The organism is Bartonella sp. AP3QHHD (assembly GCF_042195765.1).
In the GTDB taxonomy this organism is placed as follows: Bacteria; Pseudomonadota; Alphaproteobacteria; order Rhizobiales; family Rhizobiaceae; genus Bartonella.
The window spans coordinates 313,476-332,073 of sequence record NZ_JBHIPC010000085.1 but is presented as its reverse complement, the minus strand read 5'-3'; the positions used below and the strand labels follow the sequence as shown (position 1 = coordinate 332,073).

Here is an 18,598-nt window from a genome sequence, read left to right as displayed (position 1 = left end):
TATTTTCGGTCCATCAGTAATTACCAGACCTGTTGCATCTAGGGCAGTTGTGCCTGCCTTTAAGCTCGTTAATGTAACATCTTGAGCTAAATCAAATTTTACCTTATTATCCTTATCGCCTTTTGTAATGTTAAGATTTTTACTTCCAGTGGAAAAATCTACTCCACTATCCATAATGACTGTTTTAGCATTTTTACCGTCAACAGACAGTTTCCAACCATTTTTTCTTACGACATCTTCTAAGTCTTGCAATTGTCTTAGATTCACTGCGTCTGCATCTTCACTACCAGCCGCTACACCTGTAATTTGTCGTGTTTTGCCACCATCAACATCACCAACACTAACAGCACCTAATGTAGATTTCCAATAAGATACCTCATTTTTTGCAGGTCCCTGCAGCACAGAAGTATAACCCGGAACACCAGCAGCCCTATTGGCTACAGAATTGCTTCCTATAGCAACACCCCCTACTACCTTCACTTGCGATTTAAAGCCTAAAGCTGTACCGCTGTCCACCTCCACCCGTACAAAACGACCAACAGCAACCGCGTCATTCTTTAGTGCCACTATATCTGCACCAACAGCAACGGATCCACCTCTATGGATCTCAGATTTAGAACCTATGATAACAGATGCCGCTAGCTTTTTATCTCCTTCAGCTAATACCGCCTTCGCTTTATAACCAATAACAACACTGTCCACGGTTTTCGCATCAACATTTTCACCAAAGATGACATTACTTCCCGATACATCACGTTGCATTCCCTCTGTTGAACCACTCCGTAAGATATTAGACACATTAATAATATCTGTATTTTCATCATCCTGTACAAGCTGTTGGTTTAAAGAGCTATCAACCACAAATGACCGTGGACTGACGAGAGACTTTTTATATTGCCCTCCTGCATCTAGGGTTCTTGCCAATACATTTTTGCTATCCGCCATCAAAACATTCACGACAGGACTATAATCACTTACACCAGAGAGGGTTTTAGTTAAAAAATTTGCATAGTCATCGACAGCATTAATCTTTTCTAATCCCGCTTGATTGAGTGCTGTTAAATAATTGTCTTTTGAAACAGAAGAAGCATTCAAACCAGCAACAGAGAGAAGGCTTTGTGGATAAGACACACCGGCACTTTTTATACCTTCAAGAAATGTGTTTTTAAAATCAGGATTTGCTGAAAAAACAGGTGTAACATTCGATAAAAATGTAGCCGCTGTAGCCAATGAAAGAACTTTAACAAAAGAAAAACGAGAAAATTTTAAATCGCTCCCTACTAATTTTGTATATAATTTTTTCATAATGAACTCCCCAATGAAAAAATAACTATAACCACAAAAAAACACATTTAAACGCTACAAAGTTCTCTGAAATTGGTTTTTCTAAATATATTCAAAAGATTAAGGACTGATTGAAAAGATAGAGAAGTTGATGTTTTGTAGTTAACGTGCTTTGTTCTCTTACCTTTCCTAAAAAGGTAAGTTTTCTTGTGGTGGTTGGTTTTTTTAATCTTTAAACCTGTTGGTTGTTTTTTGCAAGGGGTAGAATTGGTTTAGTATATTGTTTTTATAACTTCCTCCAGTAAAATTGAAATACATTTAAATATATACCTTTGTATTACTAGAAAGTTTTTTAATAGATTTTTAGAGAGTGGAAGATTTTTTAGATTTAAAAGTTAAAGCAGAAAATAATGGACTTATAATTTATGAAAAAACTCATTATCTTATTTTGAAATAAGAAGTTCATTTTGTTGAAATCGTCCGGTTTTTCTGTTTTTTAAACCTGTATTTATCGTTATAGCGCTTATCAATTTATATATATATATATATTTTTACATACGTAACAACAATTCACCCCTGCCTCATGAGACAGGGGTGAAAAGGAATTTTTTATGTATTTTGTTTATTATCAATTCAATGTCATATTGAATCCCGCACCTACACCCCAGTGACCTCCAGAAGTTGTTGCGGATATGTTAGAGCGGTATTTTCCATTTTCTGAGGTGTAACCTGCACCAAAGGCAAATGCAGACTGACTACGCCATAAACCAGTACCAAATCCAACGCTTAATTTTCCAGGTGTATCATTGTAGCGTAAGTTAGACACCGCAAGACCAATAGCCGCTGCTTGTCTTGCCTCTTTTTTCACACTCTCAATACTATAGTTTAAAACATCAAACTTCATATCTGTATATTGCTTAGCCCGATCAACAGCATCATCAATCGCATCAATCACAATATTATTAACCCGTTGATCTGTATACTGCTTGGATTCATCAAGAATAATCTTCATCTGTTCTTTAGTATAATCATGAAGTTGACCACCATTTACAGCCTCTTTCGAACCTTTTTCAATTTTACCATCAGCGACATTATCAATCAGAACAGGTTCACTGGCATCCCCCCCCGCTAATGTGATTTTATTGGTTTTTTTGCCGTTTTCATCTCTATCATAACGAACAGCATCCTCTTCAATGCCGTCAACTCTATTATTGATGTTATCAACTTTGGCATCAATATTGATAACTGTATCACCAATATCAGCAATCGTATTGGAAATGGTATCAACTCTGTTGGTAAGATGCTTAACATCTTTTTCAACACCAGTGATACGTTCATTGGTTTCCCAAAGTTGTCCACCATTAACCGCATCTTTCGAACCTTTTTCAACTTTACCATCAGCTACATTGATAATTTTATTCGGCTTTCCATCGCGACCGGCATCATAGGCTTTTTCTTTATCATTCCACTTTAAAACATCTGAATCGACCTTGTTGATAACATCATTAATACGGTTATTTATGTTTACCATACCGCCATTAACACCACCAATCGCCTCAGCAACATTATGGTGCTCTTTCTCAACAGTTGTACCATCAGCATTGACTTGAACAATCTTAAAAGTAGGATCTGTCCATTTGCCATTCTCATATTTGGCACCGCCACCGAAATAATTAGCAAGCTGGTTGCTCATGAAATAAAGCTGGTTACCCGTAATAGCATCTGTTGAACCATCCGCAATCTCACCATCCAAAAGATACTTCAATTTGCTGTTTGTTTTCTTGCCATCTTTTTCATGACGTGCAACAAATGCTTCTTCATCATCATCCCACAGTAAAGCATCTTTAGAGAAATTTTCAATTTTCTGATTAAACTCATTGGATACATTCGTTAAGCGTTGATTCACATCTTGAACATTATTATCAAGACCTGTTAAAGCATCACCAACATTGTAAAAATTAGCCTTCCCTACTTCACCACCTACAATAGCGGATAAAGTATATTTCAGCCCTTCAAAAGCACCGTTAATGAACTTTGCACCACCGCCAAAAAACTTTGCAATATCTGCTGATATTTTATTAATCTGACTACCATTGATTGCATCGTTGGAATTTTCAGAAATGCTACCATCTTTCACGTTACGAAGAGCAACTGGTCCGTTGTTCTTATCGCCGCCCAAAGTTACACTACCATAATTAACACTATTATCGTCATTCTTATCATAGAGAACCGCAGCAGCAGTTACTGTCTCAATATCTTTCGTAATATCCTTTATGCTTTTATCAAGTTGGTCTTTGTTAACAGCTTCATCCCCCTTCTCTGCTGCCTTAACACCAGAAATGGAACGCGCTACACCAGCATATCCCGCAATATTGATCTCAGTACCAGCTGTATCCTTACCTATGGTAATAACATCTGTATTTTTTTCTTGCTTAACAAGACTATTTTTTACCACTTCGGAAATCTTATTATCAATATTTGTGATAGAAGTATTAACACCTGTAAACGCTTCCGTAACATTATGATAGGTCTCCCCCTGAATAAGGAAAGCTGGTTCTATACCGTTCAATACATCTGTACTACCACCAAAATATTTTGATGTATTTTGAGCAACTTTTGATAAATTATCAGTCACAGCAGTAACATTCTTATTCGTAGCAAACAACTGTGAACCATTTACCGCTTCCGTTGATGTTTGAGAAAGTTCTCCATCTTCTACACCGGAAAGTGTACGATCCATACCACTTTTATTTACAATGCTGATTTCAGTACCACCTGTTGCCTTACCGATAGTGATAAGACCTGACCCATTTTCTTGCTTCACAAGACTATTTTTTGTCACATTATTAATCTGATTATAAATATCTGTGATAGAATTATCGACACCTTCAAAAGCATCAGCGACATTATGGTGTTTTTTCTGAGTAATGGTACCATTCGCTTCACGCTGAGAAATTTTGAACGTAGGATCTATCCACTCTCCATTCTCATAGCTCGCACCACCACCAAAATAATTCGCAATCTGATCACCCATCGTATAAAGTTGGGAACCATTTATTGCATCTGTTGAATCTTCTGAAACATCACCATCTAAAAGATACTTCAGCTTGCTATTTGTTTTCTGTCCATCTGTTCCATGACGTGCAACAAATGCTTGATCCTTTTCACTCCACAGTAAAGCATTTTGAGACAATTTATCAAACTCATTGGTTACATGCTGTATATTTTTATTTACATTTTTAACATTTGCATCGAGCCCTGTCAAAGCTTCGCCAACGTTGTAAAAGGTCTTCTGTTCTACTTTACCATCTGTAGAAACTCTAGATAAGTTATATTGTGGACCTGAAAAAACTCCGTTATTAAATTCTGTACCACCACCGAAAAATTCTGCAATATCCTTGGATATTTTATTAATCTGGCTACCATTTATCGCGTCTGTTGACTCTTCTGAAATATCACCATTTAAAAGGTGGGTAATCTTACTATCTGTTTTACGTCCATCTTTTTCATGACGTGCAGCAAATGCTTGTTTACCATCATCCCATAATAAGGCATCTTGAGAGAACTTATCAAATTTATTATCTACATATTTTATACGACTATTCACATTTTTGACATTCGCATCAAGCTTTGTTAAAGCATCACCAACATTTTCAGCTATATACTGAGCTACTTCACCATCTGTAGAAACTGTAGATACGTTATATTGTGGACCTACAAAAGCACCATCCTGAAATGCTGCATCCCCACCAAAGAATTTTGCAATATCTCCAGAAATTGTATTAATCTGGCTACCATTTATAGCTTCTTTCGAGGACTTTCCGATATTACCATCCGCAATACCAGAGATAACTCGATTTTCACTATTAGAATTGGCAACATTGATTTTGGTACCATCTTTTTGCGCACCAATTGTAATGAGCTTTTGCCCTTCATCCCATTTAACAAGACTATTTGCTGTTACATTGTTAATCTGTGTATAAATATCTGTTATAGAATTATCGACATCTTTAAAAGCATCCGTTACATTATGGTGTTCGTTACCCTGAACAGTAAAAGTTGGCTTGAAACCATCAATCACATCTGTACTACCACCAAAATATTTTGATATATTATCAGCATAATTGAAAAGCTGATGACCATTTATTGCTTCTGTTGAATCAGAACTGACTTTTCCAACTGCAACGCCAGAAATAATTCGATCCTTGCCTTCAGAGTTGGCAATATTGATTTCGATACCTTCTTTTTCAGCACCAATGGTAATATTTTTTTTACTTTTACTCCATTTAACAAGACTATTGTCTTCTATCTCAAACTTCATTTTATATAATTGTGAAAGATTAACAGCATCATGCTCATTGCTACCATCTGCGACTCCTGTAATTTTTGTATTGGCGGCATGAATACCACCCTTGGTCATTCTTGGTCCATCTTTGATCATGAAACCGGCATTACTCATTCTGCTATCCCCTGTTTCTACACGACCAACTTTAATATATTCGCTTAAATCAAACTTTACTTCATTGTTATCACCTCTGGTAATTTTTATATTTGTGTTCTCACTCTCATTATTATCATCGTCTTTCTGCTTAACTGCAACAAAATTCACCGTACTATCAGCTTTAACATCTGTAGCATTATCACCATCAACAGAAAGCTTCCAGCCTGTTTTAATTCCTGCTGTAAAATCTTGTAACTGTTTATAATTTACTGCATCAGTATCATCAGTACCAGCTTTCACTTTTGTAATCTTTTTACTACCAGCATCAATACCATTGGCTGTTATGCTTGGACCACCATCAACAAACTTAAAGCCATCGTTGCTCATAATGCTGTTGCCTGTCGTAACACTCGTGAGCTTAAGAGTATCATTCAAAGAAAATGTGACTTTGTTATTGTCTTTTACAATTTTGATATTTTTGCTTCCATCATCACTCGCACCAGCAACAAGATCTACTGTACTCCCAGCTTTAACATCTGTAGAATTGTTACCATCAACAGAAAGCTTCCAGCCATTTTCTGCAAGTGTTCTTACCTCTGTCAACTGCTTATAATTTACAGCATCGGTTTCTTCTTCTCCCTTAGCTACTCCTGTAATTTTTTTATCACCAGCATTAATACCATTCAAAGTTATGCTTGGTCCATTACCATCAATAAACTTAAAGCCATCGTTGCTTATAATGCTGTTGCCTGTCGTGACACTCGTGAGCTTAAGAGTATCATTCAAAGAAAATGTGACTTTGTTATTGTCTTTTACAATTTTGATATTTTTGCTTCCATCATCACTCGCACCAGCAACAAGATCTACTGTACTCCCAGCTTTAACATCTGTAGAATTGTTACCATCAACAGAAAGTTGCCAGCCCGTTTTCATTCCTGCTGTGAATTCTTTCAGTTGCGCAACATTCACTGCATCGGTATCATCTTCTCCTTTTGCCACTCCCGTGATCACTTGCTCTCCAGCATCAATACCATCAATAGTCATGCGTGGCCCCTCATTAATAATAAAGCCATCACCGCTCATAGAGCTTGTTCCTGTAGTGACACTTATCAATTTAAGATTATCACTTAAAGCAAAGTGCATTTTCTGCTTCTTGTTTTCATTGTTTTTTTCAATCGTTAAGTTATCTTGCCCTACTTCACTATTTTTCACTGAAAAATCTACGGTATTGCCTGAATTCACATCTGTAGGATCGGTATCGTTAGCAGAAAGTTTCCACCCCCCTCCCCCTGCTATGATATCTCTCATAGCTTTTAGTTGCGCCACGTTTACCGCATCAGTATCTTCACTTCCAGCTGCAACCCCTGTAATTTGTCGTGTTAGCGTACCATTACCACGACCACCAACTTCACCAACGCTAAAAGCGCCTGTGGTGCTCTTCCATGCTATACTGGTTTTTGTTGTCCCTTTACCTGTTGCAGGATCATAACCAGCAACATTCTTGTTTCTATCAGAGATAGCCCCACCACCTACAGCAACACCATCTCTAACAAGCACTTGCGAATTTACACCAATGGCAACCGAATCTTCTTTTTCAGCATAAGCTTGCGTACCTATAGCAATCGCATTTTCAGCATTCGCGATTACTTTTCTGTTAGGATCATTTTCTTCGGTTCTGTCAGAGCGCCTGCCCCCTATTGCAATAGCACCTGAAGCTTTAGCTTCAGCATCTGTACCTATAGCAATCGTATAACTCTTTTCTGCCTTTACCTTTGTACCTAAAGCAATGCTATTTGTACCTAATGCAGTTGCAAGCCCTCCAATAGAAACTGAAGATTTGCCCGATGCTTCTGAGCCTACACCCATAGCAACACTTGCTATACCACTTGCAAGTGCGGAAACACCAAAAGCTTGTGCACCCCCTGCCTTTGCTGTCGCACCTGCACCAAATACGGTTGAATAATTACCCGTCGCTGCAGATCCACAACCCGTTGCAAAAGAATAAACACCATAAGCCTCAGGCATAGCATTAATGATACCACTAGTGTTTGTTCCCATATAAGTAGCATTGTTGGTTAGAATCCCAGCGCCTTGCCAAGTAACCTTTTCAGTGGTCGTGCCGTAAGGACTACGACCTCCAAAAACTTTCTCACCAATAAATCGCTCATATTGTTCTTGTGCGGTTATTCGTTGATTATCAGCAATTCCTTGTTGTTGTTTGCCGCCACGACCAATAACGTTGTCTACACCACAGAAATCATCATCACCAGCAAAAACAACACTCCCATGACTACCGTGTGCATATACAACACCAGTACCAGTTGTACTTTGACTCGCCCCTCCTACTATCGCAAGATTCGCAGCAAAAACAGGAGAAACACTCGATAAGAGTGTGGCCATTACCGTACTAAGAGAGACAACTTTAATTAAATTTGGTGTGGAATATTTTTTTTTCATAAGAATCTCCTCCTACAGAGTTCAACATCATCACAACGCGCGAAAACACACATGGCAAAACCCTTAGTTTGCGCACTTCAAAAACCAATAAATCAAGACAAAACTCCCCCCTACGATACCGATACTTATCGGGCATCGACCTAAAATCTCTGCAACAACATCGAATCTAGAAAAGTCCCCAACCCTTTTAGCTAGAGGGATTCAAGCTAAAAAATAAATAAAAACACAAGACTTTGAAAATATACCGTAATCTCCATTCAAAAACACTGCGATTTATCTCTTAACAAAAATAGTTTCACTAAAGAGCAATTCTACTTTTCAAATAAAGCGCATCAGAAGAATGGCAAGAGTGTAAAAATAATTTTTTATAAATTTGTAAAAATACTTCTCAATAAATTAGCTGTTCTTATAAGCACAAATTTATGATTTTTTTAACTTATCGCACAATGTAATAATGACGATTATCATGATAATCTCACTTTTTGTTGCGAGGTAAACTGTTTCAATATATTATACATCCCTTTGAAAGAAATCTGTCTTAAATATAATGATGCACGCTCTGTAAAAAGTTTTAACGTACTCATCTTATCATCTTCATAAAAAGACAAAAGTGCATCTATAAATAGTCTTTCGTTCTTCTCTCTTATATATCTGTTACCCTTCTATAGGAACAAAATATCGTCATTGTATTTTCACTGTTGTCAGTATCTTTTCCCTCAACCAACAAATATTTCAGGAATGGCACTATACTAGCTTTTTTTTGAATCAATTTTGTTTGTATTGCTACCCGTCGTTCTTTTTATGAACCGTTTTATCTTTAATCAGAGAAATATATTGATTTATAATGATAGTTTCTCGTTTTTCAGATCGAATAAGAGACTCGAAAATCGTGAGATTTTCACATTCCAGACTTGGTTATACAGCAGAAAATCAAAAAAGTTTTATTTTTTTAAAAGGCTGTTCATTCGTATCTTATGAAATTTCTAGATGTGCTTTTCAGTTTCGATTTTACGCTTTAAATGTAATTTTAAAAGTGGCAAAGTGGCTTCGACTTCTTCTATATCATTGAGGTTTTGAATAAGCTCTTGCAATCTTCCATAAAGCTCTGCTGCTAATTCCGCAACATCTTCAGGAGAAAGTGTTATTTTTGCATCATGATAGGTCGTATAAACTAAATGTCCCAGCTTTTTCATCAGCCCAGCAGGAATCGCCTGCGGTTTAAAACCAGCTGCTTTCGCCTTTGCCACATCTGAAAACATCTCGCCATTTCCCGTTACTAGCCAATCTAATGAAACACCACAAATTTCTTGATATTTGGAGAGCGCAGAGGCTGTAGGCTCACTTATACCAGTTTCATAAGTTCCTATAGAGCCAGCAGTGATACCAAGATGTTCAGCAAACTGCTTACGCTCTGTAAAACCAAGAGCGTGACGCACTTCACGAAAACGTTTTGCCAACTCAGTTTTAGGTTTTGCTTCCGGACGAGCCAAAAAAACACTCCAGAATCAATATAATTGCTGACTAAATAATTATATTGATTTATATCTATTATTACTGCCCCTTAAGAAGAGCAGTTATCACATACATAACCCCACAAAAACGGATGTTACAGCATCCATTTAAGCAGGAGCGAAAATTATGACAATTACAAAAAAATGCAATCGCCGTGGTACTTTTCTGAGCTGCGCCCCTGTAATATAACCTTGGAAAAACTCAAGCCTATCAGAGGCTATTTTCCAGAGTCAAAAACATTTGGACACAGGCCAATGAAAAAACTAAATGCGCCACTGCCAACTCTATCAGTTTGCATGCCAAGCCAATTCTTGCCAACTGCTTTCTCAAAAGTTGCAGTCATATTCTTTCAAAAGCAAAAAGCCTAATACGATTCTCTTCATTTCATGCTGTGCAATATACCACTGAAATCTTATTACAAAAATATGCAAATGCATTTCCCATAGGTTTTTATAAGGTAAAAAGTTTATCAATGTCTAAAAATCAATATAAAATAGGCAAAATAATTGGTATTCTACAAAAAACGAGATTATCACTCGTTATTAAAAAGTTAGACGTTTACAAACCCTGTTTGCTTATTTTATATATTAATGGCACTGATTTAGCTGTAACTGGCAATAGAGATTTCAGGGTGTTTGGTTTATCGTCAGAATACTCTTCCTCTACGCATATTAAAAGCCTTTTGGCAATGTATTTTAAATGCTATAAATTCTATAGTAAACACATTGCCATCCATATTTACAATTGGGCGCTTCAAAATCTTGGAGTAATAAAATCTTTAATAGGCTTTGATTTAAAAGCGCGTATTTTACAGAAAATTGACAAAACCATGAGGTTCGTATACATGGCAATTTTAAGTGATGATAGTGGAGTGATACTTAAAAAAGCTGCATGGAAACCCGCAACGTTGAGGAATTAAGCATGACCTCTTTATGCGATAAAGAATTATCTGATACACTGGTTGGTCTTTATGACGACTATCAACGCGGTTTCGACATTGGAGAAGAGCTTAAATTGTGCGTGGATTTGGCGTTATCTCTTGAATTGGAACTCAGTATTCACCGTTTAAGTGAAACAGATGCTGTTTTAAAAAAAGAGATTGTGCAAACCTTGCATCGTCGTAGAAATACTCATTCCAGTGAAGATGAAATTGATACAATTTTTCATATGGATTTTGAAAAACAAAAATAATACAATACTCTCCCCATATGATACGATATTACCTCATTGCTTTACTTTCTACTACGCTTAAACAAAAAACTTTCAAGAAGATTTAAAGTGTTACGTTTTCGTCTTCTTAACAACAGTGAGATGAATTAAAGAAACGCATCAATTCTTTTAGATCATTATCAAAAAATAGAGAGTATTCTCTAGCATACATCAATTTATGCTTTGTTCATTAAGCACCAACTTTTACATTTTCTCAACTCTCCTTTAAAAGCAAAATATGAAATGTGCTGCAGCGTAAATGTTTAAAAATAGCGTATATTGACCACTCTTAAACGTAATTTATTGTTTTTCATGTTTATAAAACAGCACTATGAGTATTCCAACAAACGCAACAATGCTTTGAAAAAAATATATCGATTGAGGTGATATGTTACTGTTATCGCTTGCCATGATGAGATAGACTCCGAGGATCAAGCATCCAGAGATACCATTAAAACTTGCCTGCAATCTTCCTTGGTATTCAGGATCACAAGAGAGTTGTGATAAAGAAATCGAAAGAGCCCAACTCGAAAGTCCAAATCCAATCATAAAGTAAACAGGAAAAACAACAAAATTGTATGTATTAACAGATAAAATAGCGAGGCCAATAGCCATAAAAGCTAATAAAATGGCTAATGTTTTCCTTATGGACAAAACTTTACAAAGAAGTGGTGAAAAAAACGCACCTGTCAATACGCCCATAGAATAAAGCACCTCCAATATTGCAAAGATCCTGCTATCCGCATGTAAAACCTCTTGTATATAAGGAACGAGAATAACAGGAATGGTCATCAAAAGAGTCATAATAATCATCTGACTTATATAAGGTACAAAAAGAGCCGGATTCTGTTTAAAATAATGAAGGCATTCTGTATAATTTTCCCACCAATTTTGCTGGTTTTGTTTTTTAGATCTTCGGTTTTTAGGTACCTTCATTGCAAAATTAAATAAACCAGCAATGATAAAGAATATACCACCTATTAGAAGAGTTCCTTTTGTTCCTGCATAGGATAGTATAAATCCACTTAAGCCCATACCTACGATAGTGCCAAGTTCATAAACCATATCGATGGTCGCATTTGCATTGATGAGCTGTTCCTTCAGCACAATACTTTGAATTAAAGAAATAGCTGATGGCATATAAAAAGGAATAAAAATACCCAAAAGAGCAGATAAGACCATCAATTCAATTTCTATACCAAAATGCCAAAGCATTACCCAGCCCACGATTACCAAACCTCTCACAAGATTTGAAATAATAATCTGCGTTTTACGGTTATATTTATCTGCCAATATGCCAAAAATAGGCGCAAAAATAATGCCAGGCGTCCAAAGAAAAAGCATCATCAACGCTACACCACGGATTGAGCCCGTCTGATTGTAAGCGATCCATGACAATGTAATATAATTTAGTCCACTTCCAAATGTAGCAAATAAGCCGCTCAAAGTAAAATAGAGAAAAGTTCTATTTTCAAATAAAGCAATGCGTTCCTTCAAATTTGAAGTGAACATAAATTATCCTCTAAAATGAATACCAGTCGATATGCATAATACATCCTGTTTAAAAACAGGCATTCTTACAATTTTCATTTTAGATCATTAAATTTAAGAAAGCAAAATTTCTTTTTTGAGGCTTTTACAATCTTTGTGCTGTTTTATGATTAATTCTTCTATGAAAATGGAACATTTATGGACAAAAACAAATTTAATATTTTATGTGCGTTTTATTCAGAAGCTACACCTTTATACATATGTGAAACAATTTTACGGTATGGAAGCTTCACTCACATTATTGTCCTTATTATTCCGTGCACTAAAATATGTTCGAGTATATCCTTCCATGTCGTTCTTCTATCACCACACTTTGGCTCTAAAAGAATAAACATACTATTATCTTCACGATAAATACTGCTAACTTTTCTACTCCCCTTCTCTAAATCTTTTAAAATAAGCCAATTACAGTTAGTTTTCCAATTAAAATATATAACGTAATATCTTCCTGAGCAGTTAAATTATTGCAATCATATCTCTAAAGTTTCAGATTTAGAGTACAGATACATAAAGGAGGATTTATCGTGGATAACTTGATTAATAAATGATTTTATTCATAATCAAAACAAACCTTATTTATATGATGTCGTATTTGATGATGAATTAAAGAAATAGGAGCAGTTCCATCAATTGTTATAAACTGCTCATCTATTTCCGATAACACTTTGTATACTTTGTAAACTTTTTCAATAAAAGAGAGTTTTTCTTCGTATTTTAAGTTTAAATCATCCCTTTTCTGCAACCGTTCCAGTATAGTAATGGGCGGTAAATGAAGATAAAATGTAATATGAGGTCTTAGAATAGATTGATTTAATTTAACGACACTTTCAACAGAAAGCTCTCGAGCATAAAAATAAGCAAGACTAGAATAAACATATCGATCGCTAATTAATAAATTTTGCGATGACGTTAAGGAAGGTTCAATAATTTCAAGCGTATATTCGCGTCTATTTGTCGCTGATAAGAGTGCTAAAAGCAACGGATCAATTGCTTTTCCATTATCTACATATCTCTAATTTATGGATTATTTCTATACTAAGAACTGTGTTAAAAGTTTGTATTATATGTTTTCTGTTGAGTAATGGCGAGCAATTTCTTTTGTTTGTGTTGTCTTTCCACTCCCATCAAACCCGCATAAGACAATAAAAGAACCAGAAAATTTCTTTGAAGACCACATCGAGTTATAAACTTTTTTATCAAGATACATTTTGTCTATATACTCTCCATAAGTTAAATTTTTTTGTCTAAAATCTTTTAATGTTTAATAAGGTGTTTTTTTACTCGTCTCTAAATAAAAAAACACAATACTCCCGCATTTTATATAACTTATTAACTTTATGATAAATGGCGGTATATAGACTTAGTTTTAAGATAAGGTTATATTTTAGACAACTTAAAATGAGATTAAGTATTTGTAAAAAATATATTTTTTGATCACACTCCATACCCAGCCATTTTTTTAACGAATTCTAGCGAGATTTTGAGGATTACTCCTATAGCGTCGTGTAAGTGTAGCGAAATGAGTTCGATCTCAGTATTTATTGTTCCTAAGAGCTGGTACTGGATTCCGCTACATAGGAATCTAATGAAATCAACTCTATCTTTTCTCAAACCACTGCCCTCGCTATAAGCATTTGATATCCGATTCCGTCAAAAAGTAGCAGAGCAATTCTTGGAAAACATCGCTGAGATATTGAAATATGCCTAGCAAAAGCGTTTGAATCAAATGTTTCACTATATTTTTCGGTATATTCATAAACTGAAACTAAGAATATTATAATAAGCCCTCAAACAACGACGACGCCCAAATCAGCCGTAATAAAGCCTCCTAAAACTGAACCAATAATACCTTCTCTCTATAAAAAGACTACTATGTAAAGGTTTTAATACAATACCTTAGCGCTAATGCCATAAATGTTTCTGATAGATAACGAAGTTTATTGTCACAAAAACATCTAACAACGGTCAATAGAAAAACCTAAACCTTGAGTATAAATGGAGGAAATCTTAAGAGTGCAAACACAGCCCTCCCAAAAACATAGCTATACTGATCATTTAGCGAAGAAACTCCTCATTGGCAAAGCATCTCACAAGAGATACAGCAAAAACACCAACCGCCTCCGCTCTTAGTTTCTCCCAAATTAGCTATCACTATGATAAACGTTATCGTTCAAATCTGTATCATGCTTCTATCGAAAAAACTTGACATGCCTAACAACACATATATTAGCTTTTTGTAAAAATGTATAATGTACAGCATGTGTATTTAACATGGGGGGATAATGTGCATAAACAACTGATGTTTCGGTTTTATGGGCTTGTTGTCCTGCTGTATCTTTCTGATATGGTTCTATTCTTAAGTAATCTTTGGAATGCTTATCGCATAACATCCTCATCGGTTTTCCTGGGCGTAACCATGGCTTTGGGCACCCTTATGCCCTATCTTTTGAAAAAAAGCGGTCTTGTGCGCATTAAAGCCTCATTGCGGTTGGTCGATTTATACAAAAGGCGAATCATTATCTATAGCCTTCTTTTATTGATTGCACTTTTCCATTACGCTGATTCCCCCTTTGGTTTTATCGCTGTCTCTATCTCTATCGGCTATCTCTCTTTGATTACCTTAAGCACACTCGAGACTTATAATACTAAACTAGCACTTAGTGGTTATATTAGCGCCCAAAAGGCTTCCCGCATTATGCAAACAGTGGTGCAAATTGGCGCATTTTTGGGAGCAGCACTGAGTGGTTATCTCTTAGAAGCGACCAGCCCTCGAGGGGCAGCGGCTGAAATTGGCTATAATGGTTTGATTGTGACACTTTGTTTGTTTGACATCATTATAAGCCTTATAGCCGGATATATTATCTTTTGCGATGAATACAACGCTACAGATACCACAGCACCTGCAACCGATAAGAAGACAGCACCTATACCGCAAGCGGATGGACTCTCCCGTGAGCTTAAACTTTTATGCGTCTGTATAGGGCTTATTGGCTTTCATATTTGCGCTTATAATACGCTGGCAACCATTCTTTTTCAGAGTGTGAAAAATTTTGGCTCTGAATATTATGGACTTTGCAGTGCGGTTGCGGGCATGGGCGCTTTTTTGGCTGCTTTTATCAAAATCCCTCGCTTTGAATTTATTCTCCCAGCCCTTATGTTGAGCGTGGCTGATCTTATTTTTAGCACCACACAATCGCCCTATTTGGCTGTGGTCTTTTGCTTTTTTATTGGCTTTTCAATGAATACCATGCGAATTAATGCACGCAAACATACGATTGAAGCGACCAAAACAGAGGCTCAAGCAGAGCTGGTGGGAAGCTATAGCGGTATGCTTTATACTCTCTCCCAATCGGCAGGTTATGTTATCCTTGGTCTTCTTACAAGCTCTGCCCTTATGGGTCCTCAAGCAGCTGTTTATCTTCTCCCCCTTATAGGGCTAATAATCTTTATTTATATTCTTTTCCTTTTATTGCAGCGGAACAAAGTATGAGAAAACCTATTCTTATTGTCGACCCTTTCTCCACGGGTGCCCTCTATGCCCCTGCTTTGCAAAAATTAGGCTATGCTTGCTATGGTGTTGTCTCTCAACAAGCTCCTTTTTCACACTATATGCTTTCTTATCAGGGAGAGGGCATGGCAGAAGCGAAGCTTCATAGTGTAGATGAGATAAAGAAACGCTTTCCTATCGGCGCGATAGAGGCCGTGGTCGCAGGCGCCGAAGGGGGTATTTATTGTGCAGATCAATTGGCGGCTTATTATGGTTGTCTTGGGAATAACCCCTTGACTACCGATTGGCGACGGAAAAAAGCAGCGATGCAAAAACGCCTTTGTGAAAATGATTTATCTTACATCCGATCAAAGATTCTTACAAAAAATGATTGTACTCTCGATGATTTTGAAAGCCACAGCGGCTATGTGGTAAAGCCGAATGATTCTGGTGGAAGCGATGGTGTTTTGTTTTTCTCCAGCCGTGAGAAAGTGGCGGCATGGTCCTCTAGAATCGACTGGACACAAAAAAATATTTTTGGCGCACCTAACGATGCTTATTTGCTCCAAGAAAGATTGGAGGGAGAAGAATACATCGTCGACGCCGTTGTAAATGGAGAGGCTATAAAGATATGTGCTTTATCGCGATATAAAAAAGGTATTCATAATGGAAGTGCTTTTGTTTATGAATCGCTTGATGTGCTTGATGCTCAAGATCCCTCTTATGCCCCTCTTATCTCTTATGCAAAACAATGCATTCGCGCACTGGGGATTGAATATGGACCTGCGCATATGGAAATCATGCAAACAGCTCGTGGTCCAGTAATGATCGAAGTAGGAGCCCGCCTCCACGGAGGAATTGCACCCACCTTGTTCGCGCATTGCTATGAAGATGGTTTACTTGAAAGCTCCGTTAACCTTATTGCAGGCGTGTTTTCGCAAACCCCAAGTCGCTTTAAGAAAAAAGGGCGTATTATCTTCCTTATCAACGAGATCGACGGTCATATTATAAAAGATGTTAACGTATGGCGGCAAAAGCTTCATTCTTGGGAAAATGTGGTTCATTTTACGCTCTTTTTTAAAGAAAACGAGCCCCTCCCCCTAACCATCGATTTAAATACCTGCCCTGCCATTATAGCAATTTGGGGACACAGTGATGATGAATTATCAGCTTTGGAGAGGGTCATTCGTAGCAATTTCTTATAAAATACAACAATTGGGAGGAAAACATGGATTCAGCAGCGCAAATAATTGAAAATATAGACAAATATGAAAAATGGAAGCAGGTCGTTTTTAAAGAATTCAATGCAACCATGAATAACACAATTAGACCTTTTCCCTGTCTATTCGGTGTAAATGGATACTCAAAAAATATGCTTAGATTTGGGTTCTACAATAAGTTGACCGCAAAAAATATGATGGAAGACCTGATAACTTATTGCGATAATTATAAAAGTTTTGGAAAGAACACATCTTTTGTTGCATTCGAGAAGCCTGCCCCCGTACAAAGTATCGAAGTTTATAGAGAAAAATTCTGGTCTATACTTAAAGATTTGCGAACTCTTGATGACCAAGAATGGCCTAAGCATATACCAAAAAATATGGACAATCCTTTATGGGAGTTCTGCTTTCATGGCGAGCCTATGTTTATAGTTTGCAATACCCCATCCCATATAAACAGAATAAGTAGGAGAAGTTCTACATTTATGTTAACTTTCCAGCCTAGGTGGGTTTTTTCTGATCTGCTCGATACAGAACAAAAAGCAAAAAATGCATTCTCCGCTGTAACAAAAAGACTTGAACCTTTTGATATTATAACAAAATCTCCTTTTTTAGGAAAATATGGCAAACCCCAAAATAGAGAATGGACGCAATACTTCCTGCAAGATAATAATATTGAATCCCCACCTTGCCCATATCATATAATGGAGCACGATAATGACTAAATTTTCTAAAATTAAATTAAATAAAAATATCTATGATATATTCAAAATGATGCTTCCAGAGCAAGGATCAATAGAGATACAAAGAGATTTTCCAAAAAAAATACACGATTGGCATATTCACCAGGGCGATGAAACTCTCTTAATTATAGAGGGAGAGTTAGATTTTTTCTATAGCGAAAAACATATAACCTGTACACCAGGAGATATTATACATCTACCTGCCAATACAAGGCACAAATCAATTGCGGCAGATGTAGGATGCATATATGCAATTGCTACAGAAAATCTCACTATTGGAGATATTAGAGATGGGTAACCGCACGCTCTTTAATGGATTCTTTCTCATACAGGATTTTATTCTTTTACTCCTGCTTCCCATAATGCGCCCATAGATTCTGCGGAAAATAAGGCTATGAAGTTTACGTCCTCTACCCAAATCAACGTAGAAGCTTTTCAGAAACGGCATTTTACAGCACAAAATAGAACGTTATTCTTTAGGAAAAAAATGAATCAAGCTTAACGGATTAAACAAAAAGGAAATAATTTTGTTTAAAGCTTTATTGTCGAGCATTCACGAATGGATTCTGGTATTATCTCTATCTGAAACTCCCTACAAGCATGAAGCAGAAAAGTTATCAAGCATATTTAGTATACCTAATGAAAACTGCTATTACCATGCGTGATGGCTCTAAAATGTAGATGGATTTGAATT

The 18,598-nt window shown here is 36.5% G+C and carries 11 protein-coding genes and 1 pseudogene; 6 read left to right on the top strand and 6 right to left on the bottom strand.

Translation table 11 applies throughout. The features are described from left to right. The 3 genes and pseudogenes from ACFIL7_RS06440 to ACFIL7_RS06430 all read right to left on the bottom strand — a co-directional run. A pseudogene (locus ACFIL7_RS06440) lies at positions 1–1,305 on the bottom strand (hypothetical protein); the annotation flags it as partial. 607 nt (positions 1,306–1,912) lie between these two features. Next, entirely contained in the window at positions 1,913–8,182 is a 6,270-nt protein-coding gene (locus ACFIL7_RS06435; RefSeq protein ID WP_375683452.1) for a Vomp family autotransporter, read from the bottom strand. A gap of 983 nt (positions 8,183–9,165) precedes the next feature. Continuing rightward, positions 9,166–9,672 carry a helix-turn-helix domain-containing protein gene (locus ACFIL7_RS06430; protein WP_375662676.1) on the bottom strand — a complete coding sequence of 169 codons (507 nt, stop codon included), beginning with the start codon at positions 9,670–9,672 and terminating at the stop codon, positions 9,166–9,168. Positions 9,673–10,166: 494 nt separating this feature from the next. On the opposite strand from ACFIL7_RS06430, the gene ACFIL7_RS06425 reads away from it, so the two are divergent. Together ACFIL7_RS06425 and ACFIL7_RS06420 are read left to right on the top strand one after the other, a co-directional pair. Next, a complete protein-coding gene (locus tag ACFIL7_RS06425) occupies positions 10,167–10,613 on the top strand; it encodes a hypothetical protein (RefSeq protein ID WP_375611456.1) in 447 nt (148 codons plus the stop codon). Between the two features lie 2 nt (positions 10,614–10,615). Beyond that, positions 10,616–10,885 (top strand): hypothetical protein, encoded by a 270-nt coding sequence (locus ACFIL7_RS06420; protein WP_375634046.1) that lies wholly within the window; start codon positions 10,616–10,618, stop codon positions 10,883–10,885. Positions 10,886–11,203: 318 nt separating this feature from the next. Here ACFIL7_RS06420 and ACFIL7_RS06415 read toward each other — a convergent pair whose 3' ends face one another. The 3 genes from ACFIL7_RS06415 to ACFIL7_RS06405 all read right to left on the bottom strand — a co-directional run bounded on the left by ACFIL7_RS06415 (position 11,204) and on the right by ACFIL7_RS06405 (position 13,661). Beyond that, positions 11,204–12,415, bottom strand: coding sequence for an MFS transporter (locus ACFIL7_RS06415; protein WP_375683451.1), 1,212 nt, complete (start codon positions 12,413–12,415; stop codon positions 11,204–11,206). Between the two features lie 589 nt (positions 12,416–13,004). Further along, positions 13,005–13,442 carry a dTMP kinase gene (gene tmk, locus ACFIL7_RS06410; protein ID WP_375683453.1) on the bottom strand — a complete coding sequence of 146 codons (438 nt, stop codon included), beginning with the start codon at positions 13,440–13,442 and terminating at the stop codon, positions 13,005–13,007. Positions 13,443–13,514: 72 nt separating this feature from the next. After that, complete coding sequence (locus tag ACFIL7_RS06405) at positions 13,515–13,661, bottom strand: hypothetical protein (protein WP_375639608.1); 147 nt, start codon at positions 13,659–13,661, stop codon at positions 13,515–13,517. Positions 13,662–14,696: 1,035 nt separating this feature from the next. Between ACFIL7_RS06405 and ACFIL7_RS06400 the strand changes: the two genes are divergently transcribed. The 4 genes from ACFIL7_RS06400 to ACFIL7_RS06385 are packed head-to-tail and all read left to right on the top strand — an operon-like array spanning position 14,697 to position 18,202. After that, complete coding sequence (locus ACFIL7_RS06400) at positions 14,697–15,944, top strand: hypothetical protein (protein WP_375683450.1); 1,248 nt, start codon at positions 14,697–14,699, stop codon at positions 15,942–15,944. Further along, entirely contained in the window at positions 15,941–17,146 is a 1,206-nt protein-coding gene (locus ACFIL7_RS06395) for an ATP-grasp domain-containing protein (protein WP_375683449.1), read from the top strand. Before ACFIL7_RS06400 ends, ACFIL7_RS06395 begins: the two co-directional genes overlap by 4 nt. Positions 17,147–17,169: 23 nt before the next feature. Then, on the top strand, positions 17,170–17,886 hold the full coding sequence (locus tag ACFIL7_RS06390) for a YqcI/YcgG family protein (protein WP_375683448.1): 717 nt from the start codon (positions 17,170–17,172) through the stop codon (positions 17,884–17,886). Then, the gene (locus ACFIL7_RS06385) at positions 17,879–18,202 is read left to right on the top strand and encodes a cupin domain-containing protein (RefSeq protein WP_375683447.1); all 324 of its coding nucleotides are present in this window, start codon (positions 17,879–17,881) and stop codon (positions 18,200–18,202) included. Before ACFIL7_RS06390 ends, ACFIL7_RS06385 begins: the two co-directional genes overlap by 8 nt. The last annotated feature ends 396 nt before the right edge of the window (positions 18,203–18,598 follow it).

Coding starts and splice junctions, on each gene's coding strand:
- ACFIL7_RS06435 (WP_375683452.1), bottom strand. CDS start 8,182: ATGAAAAAAAAATATTCCACACCAAATTTAATTAAAGTTGTCTCTCTT.
- ACFIL7_RS06425 (WP_375611456.1), top strand. CDS start 10,167: ATGTCTAAAAATCAATATAAAATAGGCAAAATAATTGGTATTCTACAA.
- ACFIL7_RS06420 (WP_375634046.1), top strand. CDS start 10,616: ATGACCTCTTTATGCGATAAAGAATTATCTGATACACTGGTTGGTCTT.
- ACFIL7_RS06415 (WP_375683451.1), bottom strand. CDS start 12,415: ATGTTCACTTCAAATTTGAAGGAACGCATTGCTTTATTTGAAAATAGA.
- ACFIL7_RS06405 (WP_375639608.1), bottom strand. CDS start 13,661: ATGTATCTTGATAAAAAAGTTTATAACTCGATGTGGTCTTCAAAGAAA.
- ACFIL7_RS06400 (WP_375683450.1), top strand. CDS start 14,697: ATGTATAATGTACAGCATGTGTATTTAACATGGGGGGATAATGTGCAT.
- ACFIL7_RS06395 (WP_375683449.1), top strand. CDS start 15,941: ATGAGAAAACCTATTCTTATTGTCGACCCTTTCTCCACGGGTGCCCTC.
- ACFIL7_RS06390 (WP_375683448.1), top strand. CDS start 17,170: ATGGATTCAGCAGCGCAAATAATTGAAAATATAGACAAATATGAAAAA.
- ACFIL7_RS06385 (WP_375683447.1), top strand. CDS start 17,879: ATGACTAAATTTTCTAAAATTAAATTAAATAAAAATATCTATGATATA.